This window comes from Trichocoleus sp. FACHB-6, assembly GCF_014695815.1.
GTDB classification, from domain to species: domain Bacteria; phylum Cyanobacteriota; class Cyanobacteriia; order Cyanobacteriales; family FACHB-T130; genus Funiculus; species Funiculus sociatus.
This window is the reverse complement of the sequence record NZ_JACJOY010000111.1, coordinates 1-16,246: the sequence shown is the minus strand read 5'-3', so window position 1 is coordinate 16,246 and position 16,246 is coordinate 1. Positions and strand designations below refer to the sequence as shown.

Sequence of the window (16,246 nt, the reverse complement as noted above, 5' to 3'; positions counted from 1 at the left end):
AAAACAATTCTTTGTCCTTAGTTATTAGTCATTAGTGCTTAGTTTCTAGTCTTTAGTGCGCGCATTTCTTGTCCAAAGGCCATGACTAATGACTAATGACTCTTCGTCTTTGTGTTTTTACCCTGATGTGGCAGCTGCACATCCGTCGTGTTGTTGTTGCTGCCTTGCTGTTAAGTTTGTTGTGGCGCGTTTTTCACCTTACAGTAAACAAACAACCGTCATCTCTAGAGAGTGCGATGCGATCGCATAAGAAGAACTCAAGCACAAGACTTTAGTCTTTCTCTAGACGTGCTTTGAAACACATTTAGACAGACTTTGAGCAACAGACGGCTTAGTTTCCTAGTCTTGTACCAGACGTGGATTTATCGCGTCTTTTAAGTCCGCACTTGGGCGCTTTTGGGGTACATCGCTCTCTTCACCATTCTGGAATCCCCCAAGCAGCTTGTGTAAAGCAGCTGTCCTGAATAATATCTCCGGTTCTAATCGGCGTTCAGAACCAACCAGTTTTTACGAGAGTCGGTGCTTGACGACGAGAACGACGAAAGCACTTTGACCCACTGCTTTTTTCCTCTGCTGCCAACCGCTGTGAAACGGACTCGGTGACGAAGCGAAGGTAGAGGGCAGTAGAGAATGGTTTTATACCTAGCGATGAACAGTCTCTAATTATTTTAGTTTCTTTAGGCACTAAAGAAAATCCGTTTTCTTAGCAGCGTACTATACTTAACAAAAGATGGGAGCCACAACATCCCACTAGGTTTAGGGGTGGGAATATTTATGTTTTCTCTATTCCGAGTTCGTTATCCCTTAGGTAGCCTGTCCACCGAGTTACTGACCATTCACGAAGGAAAGTATGTGGTTCGGGCAGTTGTTCAAGTCGAAGGTATTACCCTAGCGACAGGTTTGGCGGCGGCTCCAGAAGTTGAGCTGGCAGAAGATAAGGCAACAACTAGAGCGCTGAACCTGTTGGGAATGGCACCAGCAACAGCAACACAGTCTGCTGCACTTGAAGCGCCGATAGAAACCCCCAAACCCGAACCAGTCATTACGCAAGAGCGCGTGGTACAGCCGAACCCGATGGGAAGTCCCGCTGAGACACTCAGCGTTAATGACACCCCTGAACTTTCTGCCTCACAACGACCCCGTGCTGCTGTACCTTCTCCGGCGGCGTCACTCCCGACTTATGATGTCGTCCCATTTGCAGATGATGAGTTTTCTCCGGCTCAAAGTGAGCTGTATGAGGAAGATGCCTTTGTCGAGACACCGGAAGAGGTTTCTGGAGGGTTGTTTGGCAGTCAGTTCAATTCTCCGGGGACAAAGCCTGGTTATCACTCCAGCAATAACGTTAATAGCGCCAGAAAAGTAGACGATTTAGGCGCTCCCACGACCGCCGATATGTCATGGGGTGGCACAACTCCGGCTGGCGAGGAAATTGACTTGCGGGATGCGATTGGCAAAATTACAATCAAGCTCAAGGAATTGCGCTGGAATAAAGATCAGGAACGCGATTATCTAGAGCGAAGTTTCGGCAAGCGCGATCGCAATTTACTAACAGAAAAAGAATGGCTGAAGTTCCTCGACTATCTAGAAACTTTATCCCAAACTACTCACGAAATTAAACGCTTAGGCTGGAATAAGGATCAAGGTCGCCAAGGACGCGATTATTTGCAGCGTACCTACGGCAGACCAACTCGCGCCGAACTCAACGAGGAAGAATTGCTGGAATTCCTGCATTATCTTGAATCCCAGCCAACGCCTGAAAATTAAAAAGGCCCAATTGGATTCGGTACTAGGTTCCTAACTAACACTAGACAAGTAGGTTGAGCCCTTGGAACCAAGGGCCCAACCTACAACTAGCCCCCTTTTTAAGGGGGTATAATTTTTAATTGGTGGCGCTCATCGCCGAGGGAGTGCGGTTAATCACTTGGTCAATCAGTCCGTACTGCTTTGATTCCTCAGCCGACATAAAGAAGTCCCGCTCCGTATCTTCCTCGATCCGCTCAATAGGCTGACCTGTATGTTGAGCCAGATACTCATTTAAGCGACGCTTGTGGTAAAGGATTTCCTTAGCTTGGATCTCGATATCCGTGGCTTGACCTTGAGCGCCGCCTAGTGGCTGGTGGATCATAATCCGGGAATGGGGCAAACTCATCCGCTTGCCTTTGGCACCAGCGCTGAGGAGAAAAGCACCCATACTGGCAGCTAAACCGACGCAAATGGTGCTGACATCGGGGCGAATTTGATTCATAGTGTCAAAAATGCCCATTCCGGCGGTGACGGAACCGCCGGGAGAGTTGATGTAGAGGTAAACATCTTTTTCCGGATCTTCGGCATCTAGAAACAGCAGCTGAGCCACGATTAAGTTGGCGAGGTCGGAGTCAACTTGTTGTCCCAAGAAGATGATGCGTTCGCGCAGCAGCCGGGAGTAGATATCAAAGGCGCGTTCGCCGCGACCTGATTGTTCGATTACGGTAGGAATCATTACGCCAAGCCTGTTATCGTGATTTTTCTTAATTTTAGCGATTAGAATGCTGAAATCTCCTGGGCGGGTTTCCGTATGCGTTGCGCGATCGCCTTAAAAAACACTGCCAACTCTAACCAGAGTCCCCAGAACCGATAGGATCAAAGTGGCGCTATGCCGACGCGATTGTTTTAAAACTGCACTTTCTAGTACACAACATGAACCTGGTTGCACTTCAAAATGGGTTGGATAATATCTCGTTTGCTGTCCTGTTTGTCACGATGCTGATTTACTGGGGAGGGGCAGCTTTTAATAACATTCCTTACCTACCAGTATTGGGAACATCGGGGATGGCGATCGCAAACCTCTGCATTGCTGCTTTACTGAGCGCACGTTGGCTGGAAGCTGGCTACTTCCCCTTAAGCAATCTCTATGAATCCCTATTTTTTCTGGCTTGGGGGATTACTACAATTCATCTAATTGCGGAAAATATGAGCAAGAGCCGCTTAGTGGGCGTTGTCACTGCACCAGTGGCAATGGGCATCACCGCTTTTGCCGCCCTGACTTTGCCATCAAGTATGCAGTCGGCAGAACCGTTAGTTCCGGCGCTAAAATCTAATTGGCTGATGATGCACGTCAGCGTTATGATGCTCTCTTATGCAGCGCTGATGGTAGGTTCGCTGTTAGCGATCGCTTTCCTTGTCGTTAGTGGCGGGAAAAACATCGAACTTCGCGGCAGTTCCGTAGGAACTGGTGGATTTCGCAGTAAGGACGAAAGCGATCGCCCCTACCGTCTACAAAAAGCAACCGATTTGGTACTTCAACCACAAGGGGAAGCTAGCAACTCATCTTCTGTCAACAGTGTTTTTGAAAGCAATGGCAGTGCCAAAACCGCCGTTCTCGATTTAGCCAACCCACAAACCTCTCAAAAAGAGGTAATTAATGACGCTTCCATCCTGTCGCCGCAGCGCCTGAATCTCGCCGAAACCCTAGATAACATCAGTTACCGCATCATCGGGTTAGGATTTCCTCTGCTGACAATTGGAATTATCGCTGGTGGTGTTTGGGCAAATGAAGCTTGGGGGTCCTACTGGAGTTGGGACCCCAAAGAAACCTGGGCGCTGATTACCTGGTTGGTATTTGCTGCCTACCTCCATGCCCGGATCACCAAAGGCTGGCAAGGGCGACGACCAGCAATTTTGGCAGCAACAGGATTTGTAGTAGTCTGGGTCTGCTATCTTGGGGTCAATCTGTTGGGCAAAGGACTCCACAGCTACGGTTGGTTCTTTTAAGCTTTTTGTTTGTTGGCGGAAAGAACGTTGGAAGGTTGGAAAGTTGTTAGAACCTCACAACGTTTCAAATTGACAACTTGACAATTGGGTGACACCTGACAACTGACTAATCACACTTTGAAAAAATTAAGCCGGGGGAGATAGTTGTGGATAATCAATTCGACTCATTATCAAAAGGCGAAGTTCTCTCTGTTGATGATTCTGCCCAAATTTTAATTGGACACCGCACCTTCAGAGTCGGAGAATTCGCAGAAGCCATCAGAACCCAATTGGAATATGGGTTAGGTGGATGGACAGAAGAAAAAGATGGTTGGTTTAGCGAACAAGGCATCTCTTGTGAGGTGCTGAGATTTGGTTCTAACGGCTGGCAAAAAGGAAAAGTGAGATTTACTCTGGAATTTTCTCCTGAAGATTCAGATGCACCACAGCAACCAGCTACGAGAGCGAGCCAGCCAGTACAAGTACAGGCACCGCCACCAGCAGCCATCGAAGAGGATGAGCTAGTCGCAGCACCGACAGCCTTTATTTATGAAGAAGAGGTCATCTTGGTAGAGGGGCCATTCGCAGAAGATGAGCTGGATTTGTCAGGCACACCAGTTTTCGCTGAAGATGAGCTGGAATTAGCGGAGACACCAGTTTTCGATGAAAATGAGCTGGATATGACAATTTCACCAGTTTTCGATGAGAATGAACTGGATTTGTCAGGGACACCTGTTTTTGATGAAAATGAGCTGGATATGACAATTTCACCAGTTTTCGATGAGAATGAACTGGATTTGTCAGGGATGACAGGAATGCAGGACGATGAGCTGGACTTTGCAGAATTATCCCAAAACAATGAGACGGAAGACAACGCAGCCGACTCGCTACTTGACGATGTGTGGCAAGACATGAACCAGGGTAATTGGCAAAATCAATAACTAACATTGTTTATAGCAATTCATAGGGACATGGCAATACCATGTCTCTACCAAGGTGGCGATAACGTCACCGCGATATATTCCACCTAACCCTTGAAACGCTATAACTGGATGTGAAGCGATCGCATAAGCGAAAGTAGCCTTAGACTTCAGTCTGAGGCTACACAAATTTTTGAGAAGCGATCGCGAAATTTATGTCTTGTCTATTCTCATTCCCAACGAGGATAAAGCAGGCTATAAGCTGGCAGTGCGATACTTTGAAGATATAGTTACCAACACATCTGTTGTTTATGGAGCCATACTCTTTACCCACAGAGCTGATTTTGACGCATCCACGTCAGTCTCTCGGCAACCTCGATCTAGATTGGACACCGCAACCGGGTAATTATCTAGATGTAGCAGGTAAAACTTACGCTGTTTTAGAACGTCGCCACCGCTACCAGTACAAGGCGGGACGCTATCGATTACATAAAATCGCGCTTTACGTGCAGTCAGCGCAACGTCCGACAGAGAAAAGCTTTGTTAAGGGACGCTGGGTAATTGGGGATGCCAGATGCCGCTTTAATGCTCACTCAGAACTAATTCGCTGTGCGGTTAATCCAGAGGGGCCATGCGATCGCTGTCGTTCATTTGAAAGTGCTGAGTGCTAAGTGGGAAAGAGTAAGAAGTTATTTACTCATAACTCAAAACTCTCCAAAACTTCCCCTACCGCTAAACGAGTGCCATTGGCAAAGTCCCAACCAGACTGAGCGCGTTTTCCTGATAGCTGCACTTCCCGCAGTAGCAACAGTCCATCCCCGGTTTGAACAATGGGCCCCATTCCCTTGACAATATTCACCACTTCACCGGGATGAACTGAAAGGGAAGATAAGGCTTGGCACTCCTGCTGTAACGCCTCTAATTCTGGCAGCAATGACCCATAAGCCGAGCTAAGGGGAGCAGTAGCGATGATTTTGAGAGGATTACCCCGAAATCTCGCCACACAGTCCGGAAAAAATCCTCTGATTTGGTTGTGTAATGCGATCGCTTCTTTCGACCAATCGATATAATAATCCGGCTTTTTAATCAGCGGCGCATATGTCGCCTCAGAAGCATCTTGGGGGATTGGTTCAATTTCTTGATTCAGCTTCCGGAGAGTTTCCACTAACAAATCTGCTCCCACACCAGCCAACTTTTCTTGCAAATCTTGGGCATTGTCCAACAGCCGAATCGGAGTGGAAGCTTTCAAGAGCATAGCGCCAGTATCCATCCCCGCATCCATCAGCATCGTCGTGATTCCGGTTTCTATCTCGCCATGATAGAGACACCACTGGATCGGGGCAGCACCTCGATACTTCGGTAAAATCGAGCCGTGTACGTTGATGCAACCCAATGAAGGCATATCCAGAATTTGTTGGGAGAGAATCTGCCCGTAAGCAACAACCACAAACACATCTGCCCCCGTCTCCTGTAGCTGGGTCAGAGTTTCCTCGTCTTTTTTTATCCGCTGGGGTTGCCAAACTCTTAGCTGATGTGATAAAGCTACACTTTTTACTGGTGAAGGCATCATTTGATTGCCGCGTCCCCGCCGCTTATCCGGTTGCGTGACAACGCCCAAAACCTCAAATTCTGGATTGCTTAATAGCCTTTCTAAAGTCGGTACAGCAAACTGTGGGGTGCCAAAAAATATTACTTTCATTTAATTGGGGATTGGGAATTGGGAATTGTTAAGTAACTATGTAGAATTTATTACACAACCTTGCCTTACTACATAAAGCTGTCAATAGGATTTGATGCGTAATTTATTTCGCATATCCACTTGTAGCAATCCTAAATCATTCATGAACTCTTCCTTTTCTTCCTAAGTGCTAACGCCCAGGCTCCGCCAACGCAGTTAGTTAATCTTTATAACTCATTTATTATTGATATAATTCCTTACTGAACAACTTACTAATGATATCAAATCCGTGGAACTGCCCATAATAAAAAAACCTCTAGAGAGAGTTTGGCGGAACCCAATGTCGCCCATTTCCTAATAGAAGGGAAGTTTCCTTACAATGATAGATAATTGTCCAGACATAATATAACTAATGGTTAATAACTATTAATTCAATTCGGCGGTTGCGCTGTCGGTTGATATCGCTATCATTAATTACCAAGGGAAAAGTTTCGCCATAGCCAATAACAACCATACGGTATTGCTTACCCAAAGCGGTAGATAAATACTGTTCAACTGTTCTAGCGAGTAAAAAGGATTTTTCGGTATTATCTTTGGCTTCCCCAGCGTCATCAGTGTGGGCAGCAATATGAATTGTGGCATCTTGGTAATTACGCAAATCAGCGATCGCTGCGTCCAAAATCACGGGTGCCTCTGGGAGCAAAACCCTTTCATTATCTTTAAATAAACTATCGCTGGGCAGTGTTACTTTCACGGCATCCAATGACAATTCAGACGCAGAGGTATTGGGAAGGCTTTTGCCTTGAATTTGCCCTTCGATGGCAGCTAATCGCGCTTCTAGGGGAACGTTGGCGCGATCGCTACCAAGTTGAGTTTCCAGGCTGCTAGTGCGATCGCGTATTCCCTGTAAATCAAGCTGCAACTGTTGTAACTCAGATTGTAGTTGTTGCCTTTGCTCTATACTGAGCTGTGACGGTATCATCCTAACAGCACTTGATGGCTGCGGCTGTTTGAGGCGTAGCACTCTGACCACCAGAGGCACTTCTGCATTTAAGTCAGGAAATAACGTGGCGACAACAATACCAAAAAGCCCAGCCAAACCACCTCCAACCAAGAGTAGCAGCAGCCGCCACCCTAAAGCCTGTATAAATCGACCCTTGCCCCTAGATTGGCGAGGGGAAGTATTAGCCTTAGCAAATGTTGCGTCTTCTGTCACCCGTTTTTCCCACTTTCTTCCACAACAGAGTAGCACTCGCTAATGTCAACGAGGTTATTCTTTTATGCTGATGCGTATCTTTTCCGCCTCCCTGTTTGTGCTGCATGACCCCGGAAGCGAGATTTAAGGTCAGATAATAAATTTTTTAAAATCTTTTGTCATTTATGCCAGGTTTTATGACATATACATATACGTATAGGGACGCTGCACTGTTCCTTAGGCGTTGCTCTTCACACAAGAAACGCTGTTTAGCAACAAACCCCTAATCGATGTTGAAACGCCTCCTCCGCTCAGTATGGTTTTGCCCCGAACCATACCTTCCTCTCTTAGCGGCTGCGCTGCTGATGGCTCCTAGCTCATTTGCCTTGGCTAGCACAGCTGCGTCTACAATCGCACGTCCCTCACCTATGCAATATCCCCAGTCGTCAAAGGAAGTTCGTGAAGCTGCCCCCGAAATGACTCCCCAAATAGCTCAACTTGGGGTGCAGATCGATCCCCTCGATAGTCCTCATCCCATCCCTTGGAATTGGGTATTGACAACCCATACGGAAGTCAGCACCAAGGCGGGTTCTGGTGTGCGCTACTATCGCAGTCCGTCCTTAGTTTCTCCGGATGGTCAGTACGCAGCCTACAGTCGGATTAAGATGGAGGTGCAGCCGGATTTATTCCGCTCCCGCGTTACGAGTGTGATGTTTTTGGAAAATTTGCGGACAGGGGACTTAAGGACAATCTCAGCATCTTCTCCCTTGGCTGACAATCCTTTTGTCAGTAACGAAGAAGCCGATATGCCAGGGATAATCGCCATTTTGATCCCCGTTTCTTGGTCTAAAGAAGGCGATCGCATCCTAGCACGGCAATTTGAAGGTCTGTTTAGCACCTCTGATGCTTCTGACTACGCCGTTGTGTGGGATCGTAAGCAAAATCGCACTACCACAATTGCGCCAAATAGGAATGATTACAGTAACGCTATCCTGTTAGGTTGGAGTCGCACCAATCCCGACCAAGTTCTCTTTCGCGCTGGCGAATTGGGCGAGGAAAACTGGCCTTTATGGGCTGTTGATCTCGATGGTCAAACCCTAGCCGCCATCGAAGATCAACCTTTGGTGTTTGGTCAAACAATTACCCATTCTTGGGCAGGGCCGCAAGCTCATTACTAATGTTTGGAATTTTGAGTTTTGAATTAGCTTTTAATTCAAAACTCAAAACTTTTATGTTTTTACTTAGTTAGATATTTTTATAAATTATTTTTATTAATAAATAAATTGCGGAAAACAAAACGACCAAAAAAGGTATTATTAATTATTTTTTTGCTTCTGAGTCTATTAATTGGTACTTTAGGAGGATATATTTATTATACCCTAAAAAATAATTCTGCTAAACCTAATATATCTAATTATGAAATATATATCAAAAGTCCATTCAATCAACCAAATTATTATCCGGCAAATCAAAGGATTTCATCAATTTATCAACCCGTTAGTTCGTGGACGGGAAGACTTATATTGCCATCGAAAGAACAGCGACAAAAAGACGATTCGGTACTTTTTGAAGTACAAAACGCTGATTCCACTCATCAAAATTTAATTGGAAAGATTGTCAATTTAAAGTGGAGTGGCGACCCAGAGGTGCAAGAATTTGTTAAAACTGTAACGCAAGATGTAAGTTTTAACCAGACAACTGAAGATAGTAAAAAATCAGGAAATTTGCATCCCGATAGATTGAACAATTGGCAAAGGGTTGGCCCTTTAGAGTCACTGGCGGGGGCAAACCCTCAAGATAATATCATCGTGGAATTACAAAATCCTGTTGTTGTATCCAACGCCAACGACGAACGCCAATCTTTGATTATTACCAAGGAACCCGTGCAAGTCGTGGGTCGAGTTTATGGCTTGGTTAGTATTATTAAAAGAGCAGAAAAGAACAAAGATAAGTTTGTTGTTCGTCACTTTAATAAAACATCACAACAATTCGATGGCACCAGAGAAACTATCCGCATTCCTCAAGTGCCACCTGACCGCAATGGGATTACCAGATCGACGAATCGCGGGCTGGAAAAATCTCCTTTTAATTCAACAGGTTGGTATATTTATGGTGCAAAAGATGCGGATGGTGTCTTTGTGACACAAGCAATTGAACCCCGCGCCCTGATGCGACTCCAAGCGGATGAAGTTTATGTAAATCAGAGGGCAATTGCCTATATTAATAAGATTTGGAAAGGTACGAAAAGGCAAAAGGGAACTGCAAAAATTATTTTACTAGAACCAAAGAAGCAACCAATTACTCCCCAATCTTTAATAGATACTCCTTGGCGCGAGGGAGATAAGGCAATTGTGATTCATACTTATGGGGGGATAGGTGGGAAAAAAGCTGAACCAGCACCTTTGGGTTTGGTTACGGGACACTTCGCTTATGGTATTGCTAAAGTAGTGCGCGATCGCATAACTTCAGAGTTACGCTTCGACATCGAATATCAGCAAATTTATGCCCATAATCCTGATGGCATCGTTGCTGGCGCAATTAAATGGTCTAGCTACATGGGAGATTTACAGCGGGGTTGGCTAGGGAATCGACCAGTTTCCGACATCATTGTTAAATTCGATGCTGTCACCCAAGATTATGATTTTGATGGCATCAAACTGTCACCAATGGATGAATTTTTGCGGCAGTTAAACATCATGATGGCACGCTATCGAATTGGTGATGGTACTGGCGGATCGGTAGTCACACCAGCAACTTCTTGCGTACAAGATGCAAATCAGGCGCTTTTTGTGACAATTAAGCAAGTAGAGGAAGAAGTTAAGTCTAATCCCCGCATTCAAGAATGGTTACGCCGTCATCCCCAAGACACCCAAACTCTGAGATTTAAACAGTTAGTAAAATTGGGCCGCAGCCTTGAAAAACAATTAGCACCCTTGGGGATTATCCGATCAGACTGGGAGAAAAACGCTGAAAATTTAGCAGGAATTCGGGCAACAGACGGCACCCTTACCACCATCTTCAAGGCGCTGACAACTTGGCGCACAATGTTACCGCGACGAGCGCATGATGAAATTGCTACTATATTGTTAAAAAATGGTGCCACATTGTGGGTAATTCGTACTAATCAGGTGGGAGGATTTAATCCAGATATTGCGCCTGTTGCCCCAACAGCAATTTTGGGTCATCGCACAAATTGAAAGAATTGTGGGTTATGAATTGCAAAGCGTTAAGTAAACCCTATTGATTCCTAACTCCTCACTCCTTAGTTTCCCCACGCTCTTTTTCTAATAAAGCCTTGCGTGGATCGCTGCGGCGACGATAATACCATGTGGCACCCCCAACCAGCATCGCCGCTAACAGCAACGCCCCGATTAGAGGCAAAAAATCACCCGTTCTCAACGCTCGCAAACCATAACTGCCCAACATTACAAACGGCAGCACTCCCGGAACTGTTCCCAGAATTGTTCCCAGAAGGTAGTCCCGAAAGCGGACTGACGTTAAACCAGCGGCAAAATTGACTAAGCCGTAGGGAATAATTGGCTGTAGCCGAACGGCAAACATATAGAACAATCCCCCCTGAATCATCTCCGCATCGATGGCAGCTAAGCGCCCAGCCAGCTTTCGGGCAACAAATTCGCGTCCGACCGTGCGCGTAAAGGCAAAAGCCACTACAGCGGCAATCACAGCGGCAATAGTCGTCCAAAGCGTCCCCAGCCAAGGGCCAAAAATTGCGCCACTGGTGAGATTGAGTGCTGTTGAAGGCAATATTAACAGCGTTGCCACGGTATACAGGGCGATATAAATAATTGGTGCCCAGATGCCAGCTTTATTCAGGCTTGCCTGAAGTTGTGCGGGATCGATGCCTCCCAGCAGATATACTGCGATCGCAGTCACAATAATGCAGACGAAAGTAAGTAGGAAAATGCCGCTTTTAAAATTCAACATTTAGGGATTGGGGATTGGGGATTGGGAAAAACTTAGAAATTAGAATTTATTAATTCACAACTTTTACCTCTTAGCTATTCCCTATTACCAATTCCCTAATCCCTATTACCAATCCCCTCTTCCCCATTATTTTTAAAGCCATAAGCGTCTCGCACTAAATAAAGCGGTCGTCCTTTGACTTCTTCGTAGACACGACTAAGATACTCGCCAATGATACCCAGCGTTACTAGCTGAATGCCTCCCAGAAATAGAATCGCTACCATTATCGAGGCATAACCAGGAAGATCGACCCCATAGAGCAAAGTCCGATAAATTAAAAAAGTGGCGTAGAGAAATGACAGTAGGGAGATGGTAACGCCTACGTAACTCCAAACTTTCAAGGGGAGAAAGCTAAAAGAGGTAATACCATCAATGGCAAAGTTCCACAAACGCCAATAGTTCCAGGTAGTAGTTCCTTTGTAACGTTGGGGACGGTCAAAAAGTACGGATGTTTGCTTAAAACCTACCCAGGCAAATAATCCTTTCATAAACCGGGTGCGTTCTGGCATTTGCTTGATGGCTTCAACCACACGCCGATCTAGCAAGCGAAAGTCTCCGGTATTGCGGGGGATGGGAACGCGGCTCATTTTACCAATTATTTTGTAGAAAGCGTTGGCTGTCATTTGCTTCAGCCAGCTTTCTTCTCCACGCGATCGCCTGGTCGCATAAACTACATCATAGCCTTCGCGCCATTTTTCCACGAGTTCTTTAATTAACTCTGGCGGATCTTGCAGGTCGGCATCAATCGGCACCACGGCGGCACCAGTAGCATAGTCGAGTCCGGCGCTGAGAGCAACTTCTTTGCCGAAGTTGCGGGACAAGTTGACTACTTTAATAACTGGATTACGATGATGATGTTCAATTAGACACTTCAAGGTATTATCCTTACTGCCATCATTGACGCAAACTATCTCATAGCTAGTGTCCAAGGTTTCCAGCACAGATAGCAGTCGTTCAAACAAATAGTCAATATTTAGCTCCTCGTTGTAAACAGGAACTATTACAGAGAGTTCTACAGAGTTTATATCTGAGGACATATAAAAAAACACGACAAGTTAAGATATGTTAAGTTTCATCTAGCTGAGCTAAATAACCTAAATTCTCCTTTTTCCAGTAGGATGCTCGCGCTAGGATTTATATACCGCTGCGGCGCTGGCCGCTGTTCGATGTGGCTTTAAGGAGCGCGATCGCGATCAAGCGTGTAGTTACGCATCCTATAATCTGGAAGGCTGAAAATTCGGGTATGCCGAAGTTTTATCGCCAATCCTGTCCACCAGACAACGGGGAAATTACCAAAATCCAGACGCTGTTAACTTTGCTCTACGCGAATATACGGCCTTGTGGAGCTTAGAGCCAAATGTTAATTTCTGTCTCGGCTTATAAAAACAAAAAATTATTTACCTTGGCGACACGACTTACCTGAATAAAGATTATCATTTTGCTTTAAGCTGTCCTGGAATCTCATGAATCGAGTTCGCTCCTCCCACACACTCGATTTGGTGGAGTTTCATGGCGAATTGGTCTGTTACACAACCTCACTTCCTTTTGCCCGTCCCCTTGGGTGCATTGCAAATTCCTGAAGCCCAAACAGCTTCTAAGAATACAAGCACTAGCCTGATTCGTTTATCTCTAGTGATTCCTACTTATAACGAAGGTGAAAACATTGAGTACATAATTCAGTTATTGAGCCTACTGCTGGATGCAGTTCTCCCTAATGCCTACGAACTGATCGTCGTCGATGATGATAGCCCAGACCTTACCTGGAAAGTTGCCCTGTCACTCGTCAGCAAATATCCCCAACTACGGGTGATGCGGCGAGTCGAGGAACGGGGACTTTCTACTGCCGTGATTCGCGGTTGGCAGGTAGCGAGGGGAGAAGTGTTAGGCGTGATTGATGGCGATCTCCAGCATCCTCCAGAGTTGTTATTGCAGCTGTGGGGCAAAATGCAGCGCGGAGCAGATTTGGCAGTTGCCAGTCGCCATGTGGAAAACGGCGGCGTAAGCGATTGGAGTATTGTGCGGCGGTTTTTGTCCCGTGGGGCGCAGTTAATTGGGTTAATGGTGCTGCCTGGGGTGGTTGGTCGCGTTTCTGACCCGATGAGTGGATACTTTTTAGTGCGCCACGACTGTCTTGCTGGCAAAATGCTCAATCCGCTAGGTTACAAGATTTTGATTGAGGTGCTGGGCCGAGGAAATATCAGTTGGATTGCCGAGGTAGGCTACGTGTTTCAAGAGCGGCAGGAGGGGATGAGCAAGGTAACTTGGAAACAATACGTGGAGTATTTGCGACATCTGCTGAAGTTACGTCTTTCCCTCTGGCCTGTGGGTCGGTTTATTCGCTTTGGTGCGGTGGGTTTAAGCGGGGTGTTTGTCCATATGGCAGTGTTTTATCTGTTGCGTAGCGAGTTGGAATGGGGATTGACTCGCAGTGCAGTTATTGCTGCTGAAGTGGCAATTATCAATAATTTCTTGTGGAATGACCGTTGGACGTTTGGGGATATCAGCAGTCAGCAAAAGGGCTGGAGCAAGCGCTTTAAAAGGTTGTTGAAATTTAATATTATCTGTTTGGCAGGGCTGGTGTTGAATGTGACGATTCTAAATTTGCTGTTTAATTTGTTGGGAATCAACGAATATATAGCGAATCTGATTGCGATCGCTACTGTCACATTCTGGAATTTCTGGATTAACCTCAAACTTAGCTGGCGGGTGACGGAAGTCAAGTAGTTACGAGTTAGGAGTTGGGAGTTAGGAATTAAGAATTAGGAAATATAAATTATGAGTTCTAACTCAAAACTCAAAATTCAAAACTCAAAATTCCCACTCCTGCTGCTAGTGGTGTGGATAGGAATTGGAACTGGCTTGCGCTTGATGAATCTGGCTCTTAAGTCGCCTTGGACTGATGAGTTTTCTACGCTCACTTTTAGTCTGGGCAATAGTTTTACGGGCGTTCCTCTAGATCAAGCGATCGCTCTCGATACTCTTCTGCAACCGCTTATACCTAGCCCAGCAGCAGGTATAGGCGATGTAATTCATCACTTACTTACTGAGAGTAACCATCCGCCACTCTACTTTGTCTTAACTCACCTGTGGCTACAACTGTTTCCTCCTCCCGTCAACGGAGAGATCGAAGGATTGGTTTCTTTGTGGGGAGCGCGATCGCTTGCTGCGCTTCTGGGTGTAGCCTCCATTCCCGCTGTCTACGCACTGGCACGGTTTGCTTTTCGCTCCCAGTTAGTCGGGCAAATGGCGGCGGCAATGATGGCGGTTTCTCCCTACGGCATCTTCCTGGCGCAGGAAGCTCGTCATTACACTCTGGCAATGTTATGGGTGATTGCTTCTTTGGGGGGCTTGGTGGTCGCTGTAAGGCACATTCAGCGTCAGAAACCACTGCCAATCTGGTTGGTGCTGGTTTGGGTAGGGGTGAATACTTTGGGTATTGCTAGTCATTATTTCTTCGCTCTTACCTTGTGTGCGGAAGCTGTGGCGTTAATTGCCATAGTTTGGGGAGGAATGAACCGCATTAGCGTTAGCGAAGCCATGCGCGTTAGGGCTTTAGGCGCGAAGAACGCAAAGGAAACAGAGGAAGAAGAAACAGATGCAGTTGAGAATGTGAAACAAGCTTCCCTTGAGAAAGGGGATCTGTTTACTCCTCGGTTTCTACTTCCATTGGTTGCGGTTGCTGCGGGTACGCTGGCAGGAGGATTAGTTTGGGTGCCAGTATTTTTGCAGAACAGTTATGGAGGTAAGCTTACTGAATGGATTCAAGGCGATCGCGTCGGTCTTGCTTGGTTGAGTCCAGTGTTTCAGGCGATCGCCGCTTGGATAACTATGATATCTCTGCTACCAGTGGAGGCAAGTCAGTTACCTTTAGTAATTGCTTCTGTGGTGGTGATGGTGATTTTCTTTTTCTGGGCGCTACCGATACTATATCGCGGTCTAAAAGTCCAGCGGCAGCGCCATCAAAATACTTGGTTATTTGAGGTTTTCGTCTGGAGTGCGATCGCGTTGTTTTTCGTCTTTACCTATTTTCTCGGTATCGATCTCACGCGGGGCGCACGGTATAACTTTGTCTATTTTCCGGCTGTAATAGTGGTAGTGGGAGCTAGTCTTGCCGCTTGTTGGGAAAATAAAGGGAAAACAGCCGTTGTTCTAATTTGGCTGATGGGACTTTTGAGCGGAATAACAGTAGTCAGTAATTTAGGCTATCAAAAATATTATCGTCCCGACCTTTTAGCCCCAATAATTCAACAAAATTCTCAAGCGCCCGTGCTCATTGCCACCACCCGCAAAACCCACGTACAAAATGGAGAAATGATGGGAATAGCTTGGGAATTTAAACGTCAAGGTTTGCCACAAAATCCCCAATTTCTCCTAGCCCATCAAGACAAAAATCCCAAAACCTCAACAATTGCCTTGCAAAAAACTTTAGCTACTTTGCCGCGACCCCTAGATTTGTGGCTAGTAAATTTCCACGCGCCAATAGAATTAAACGGATGCGTTCAAAACCCTTTATCTTCTCTCGCAGTAGATGGCTACGACTACAAACTGTATCGCTGCGAAAAATAAAAAGAGTTTTGGGTTTCGTTACTAACTTCTTCCTTCTACTTCTTCCTTCGCGCTCTTTGCGTATAGAACCCATTTGACATCTTTTACTATCTTGAAGTACAGTTACCGCAAAAGCCGTATCCAGCAGTCATGCCGTACTCTAGCAGCCTAACAGACGAAGAGTGGGAAATCCTT

Annotated in this window: 14 protein-coding genes; 9 read left to right on the top strand and 5 right to left on the bottom strand. The window is 46.0% G+C overall.

Going from position 1 to position 16,246, the window contains the following annotated elements:
- The first annotated feature begins 95 nt into the window (after positions 1 to 95).
- Both H6F66_RS22130 and H6F66_RS22125 read left to right on the top strand, forming a co-directional pair.
- Positions 96 to 275 carry a hypothetical protein gene (locus H6F66_RS22130; RefSeq protein ID WP_190425534.1) on the top strand — a complete coding sequence of 60 codons (180 nt, stop codon included), beginning with the start codon at positions 96 to 98 and terminating at the stop codon, positions 273 to 275.
- A gap of 499 nt (positions 276 to 774) precedes the next feature.
- A complete protein-coding gene (locus H6F66_RS22125; RefSeq protein ID WP_190425530.1) occupies positions 775 to 1,764 on the top strand; it encodes a hypothetical protein in 990 nt (329 codons plus the stop codon).
- A gap of 115 nt (positions 1,765 to 1,879) precedes the next feature.
- On the opposite strand, the gene clpP is transcribed toward H6F66_RS22125, so the two are convergent.
- Positions 1,880 to 2,479: an ATP-dependent Clp endopeptidase proteolytic subunit ClpP gene (clpP, locus tag H6F66_RS22120; RefSeq protein WP_190425527.1), complete on the bottom strand. Its 600-nt coding sequence runs from the start codon at positions 2,477 to 2,479 to the stop codon at positions 1,880 to 1,882.
- 197 nt (positions 2,480 to 2,676) lie between these two features.
- Here clpP and ccsB point away from each other — a divergent pair, with 197 nt between their 5' ends.
- The 3 genes from ccsB (at position 2,677) to H6F66_RS22105 (ending at position 5,320) form a co-directional block, all read left to right on the top strand.
- A complete protein-coding gene (gene ccsB, locus H6F66_RS22115) occupies positions 2,677 to 3,750 on the top strand; it encodes a c-type cytochrome biogenesis protein CcsB (RefSeq protein WP_190425524.1) in 1,074 nt (357 codons plus the stop codon).
- 146 nt (positions 3,751 to 3,896) lie between these two features.
- Positions 3,897 to 4,670: a KGK domain-containing protein gene (locus H6F66_RS22110; RefSeq protein ID WP_190425521.1), complete on the top strand. Its 774-nt coding sequence runs from the start codon at positions 3,897 to 3,899 to the stop codon at positions 4,668 to 4,670.
- 290 nt (positions 4,671 to 4,960) lie between these two features.
- Positions 4,961 to 5,320: a DUF6464 family protein gene (locus H6F66_RS22105; protein WP_190425518.1), complete on the top strand. Its 360-nt coding sequence runs from the start codon at positions 4,961 to 4,963 to the stop codon at positions 5,318 to 5,320.
- A 26-nt stretch (positions 5,321 to 5,346) separates the two neighbouring features.
- Here H6F66_RS22105 and fmt read toward each other — a convergent pair whose 3' ends face one another.
- Positions 5,347 to 6,348, bottom strand: a complete 1,002-nt coding sequence (gene fmt, locus H6F66_RS22100; protein ID WP_190425516.1) for a methionyl-tRNA formyltransferase — start codon at positions 6,346 to 6,348, stop codon at positions 5,347 to 5,349.
- Between the two features lie 388 nt (positions 6,349 to 6,736).
- Positions 6,737 to 7,543, bottom strand: a complete 807-nt coding sequence (locus H6F66_RS22095) for an OmpA family protein (protein WP_190425514.1) — start codon at positions 7,541 to 7,543, stop codon at positions 6,737 to 6,739.
- Between the two features lie 269 nt (positions 7,544 to 7,812).
- Between H6F66_RS22095 and H6F66_RS22090 the strand changes: the two genes are divergently transcribed.
- Both H6F66_RS22090 and H6F66_RS22085 read left to right on the top strand, forming a co-directional pair.
- On the top strand, positions 7,813 to 8,700 hold the full coding sequence (locus H6F66_RS22090) for a hypothetical protein (protein WP_199295171.1): 888 nt from the start codon (positions 7,813 to 7,815) through the stop codon (positions 8,698 to 8,700).
- A 345-nt stretch (positions 8,701 to 9,045) separates the two neighbouring features.
- On the top strand, positions 9,046 to 10,719 hold the full coding sequence (locus H6F66_RS22085) for a hypothetical protein (protein WP_199295170.1): 1,674 nt from the start codon (positions 9,046 to 9,048) through the stop codon (positions 10,717 to 10,719).
- Positions 10,720 to 10,777: 58 nt separating this feature from the next.
- Here H6F66_RS22085 and H6F66_RS22080 read toward each other — a convergent pair whose 3' ends face one another.
- Together H6F66_RS22080 and H6F66_RS22075 are read right to left on the bottom strand one after the other, a co-directional pair.
- Positions 10,778 to 11,467, bottom strand: a complete 690-nt coding sequence (locus H6F66_RS22080; protein ID WP_190425510.1) for a TVP38/TMEM64 family protein — start codon at positions 11,465 to 11,467, stop codon at positions 10,778 to 10,780.
- Positions 11,468 to 11,562: 95 nt separating this feature from the next.
- A complete protein-coding gene (locus H6F66_RS22075) occupies positions 11,563 to 12,543 on the bottom strand; it encodes a glycosyltransferase family 2 protein (RefSeq protein WP_190425508.1) in 981 nt (326 codons plus the stop codon).
- A 472-nt stretch (positions 12,544 to 13,015) separates the two neighbouring features.
- Between H6F66_RS22075 and H6F66_RS22070 the strand changes: the two genes are divergently transcribed.
- The gene (locus tag H6F66_RS22070) at positions 13,016 to 14,230 is read left to right on the top strand and encodes a glycosyltransferase (protein WP_190425505.1); all 1,215 of its coding nucleotides are present in this window, start codon (positions 13,016 to 13,018) and stop codon (positions 14,228 to 14,230) included.
- Positions 14,231 to 14,281: 51 nt separating this feature from the next.
- Positions 14,282 to 16,072 (top strand): glycosyltransferase, encoded by a 1,791-nt coding sequence (locus H6F66_RS22065; RefSeq protein ID WP_190425503.1) that lies wholly within the window; start codon positions 14,282 to 14,284, stop codon positions 16,070 to 16,072.
- The last annotated feature ends 174 nt before the right edge of the window (positions 16,073 to 16,246 follow it).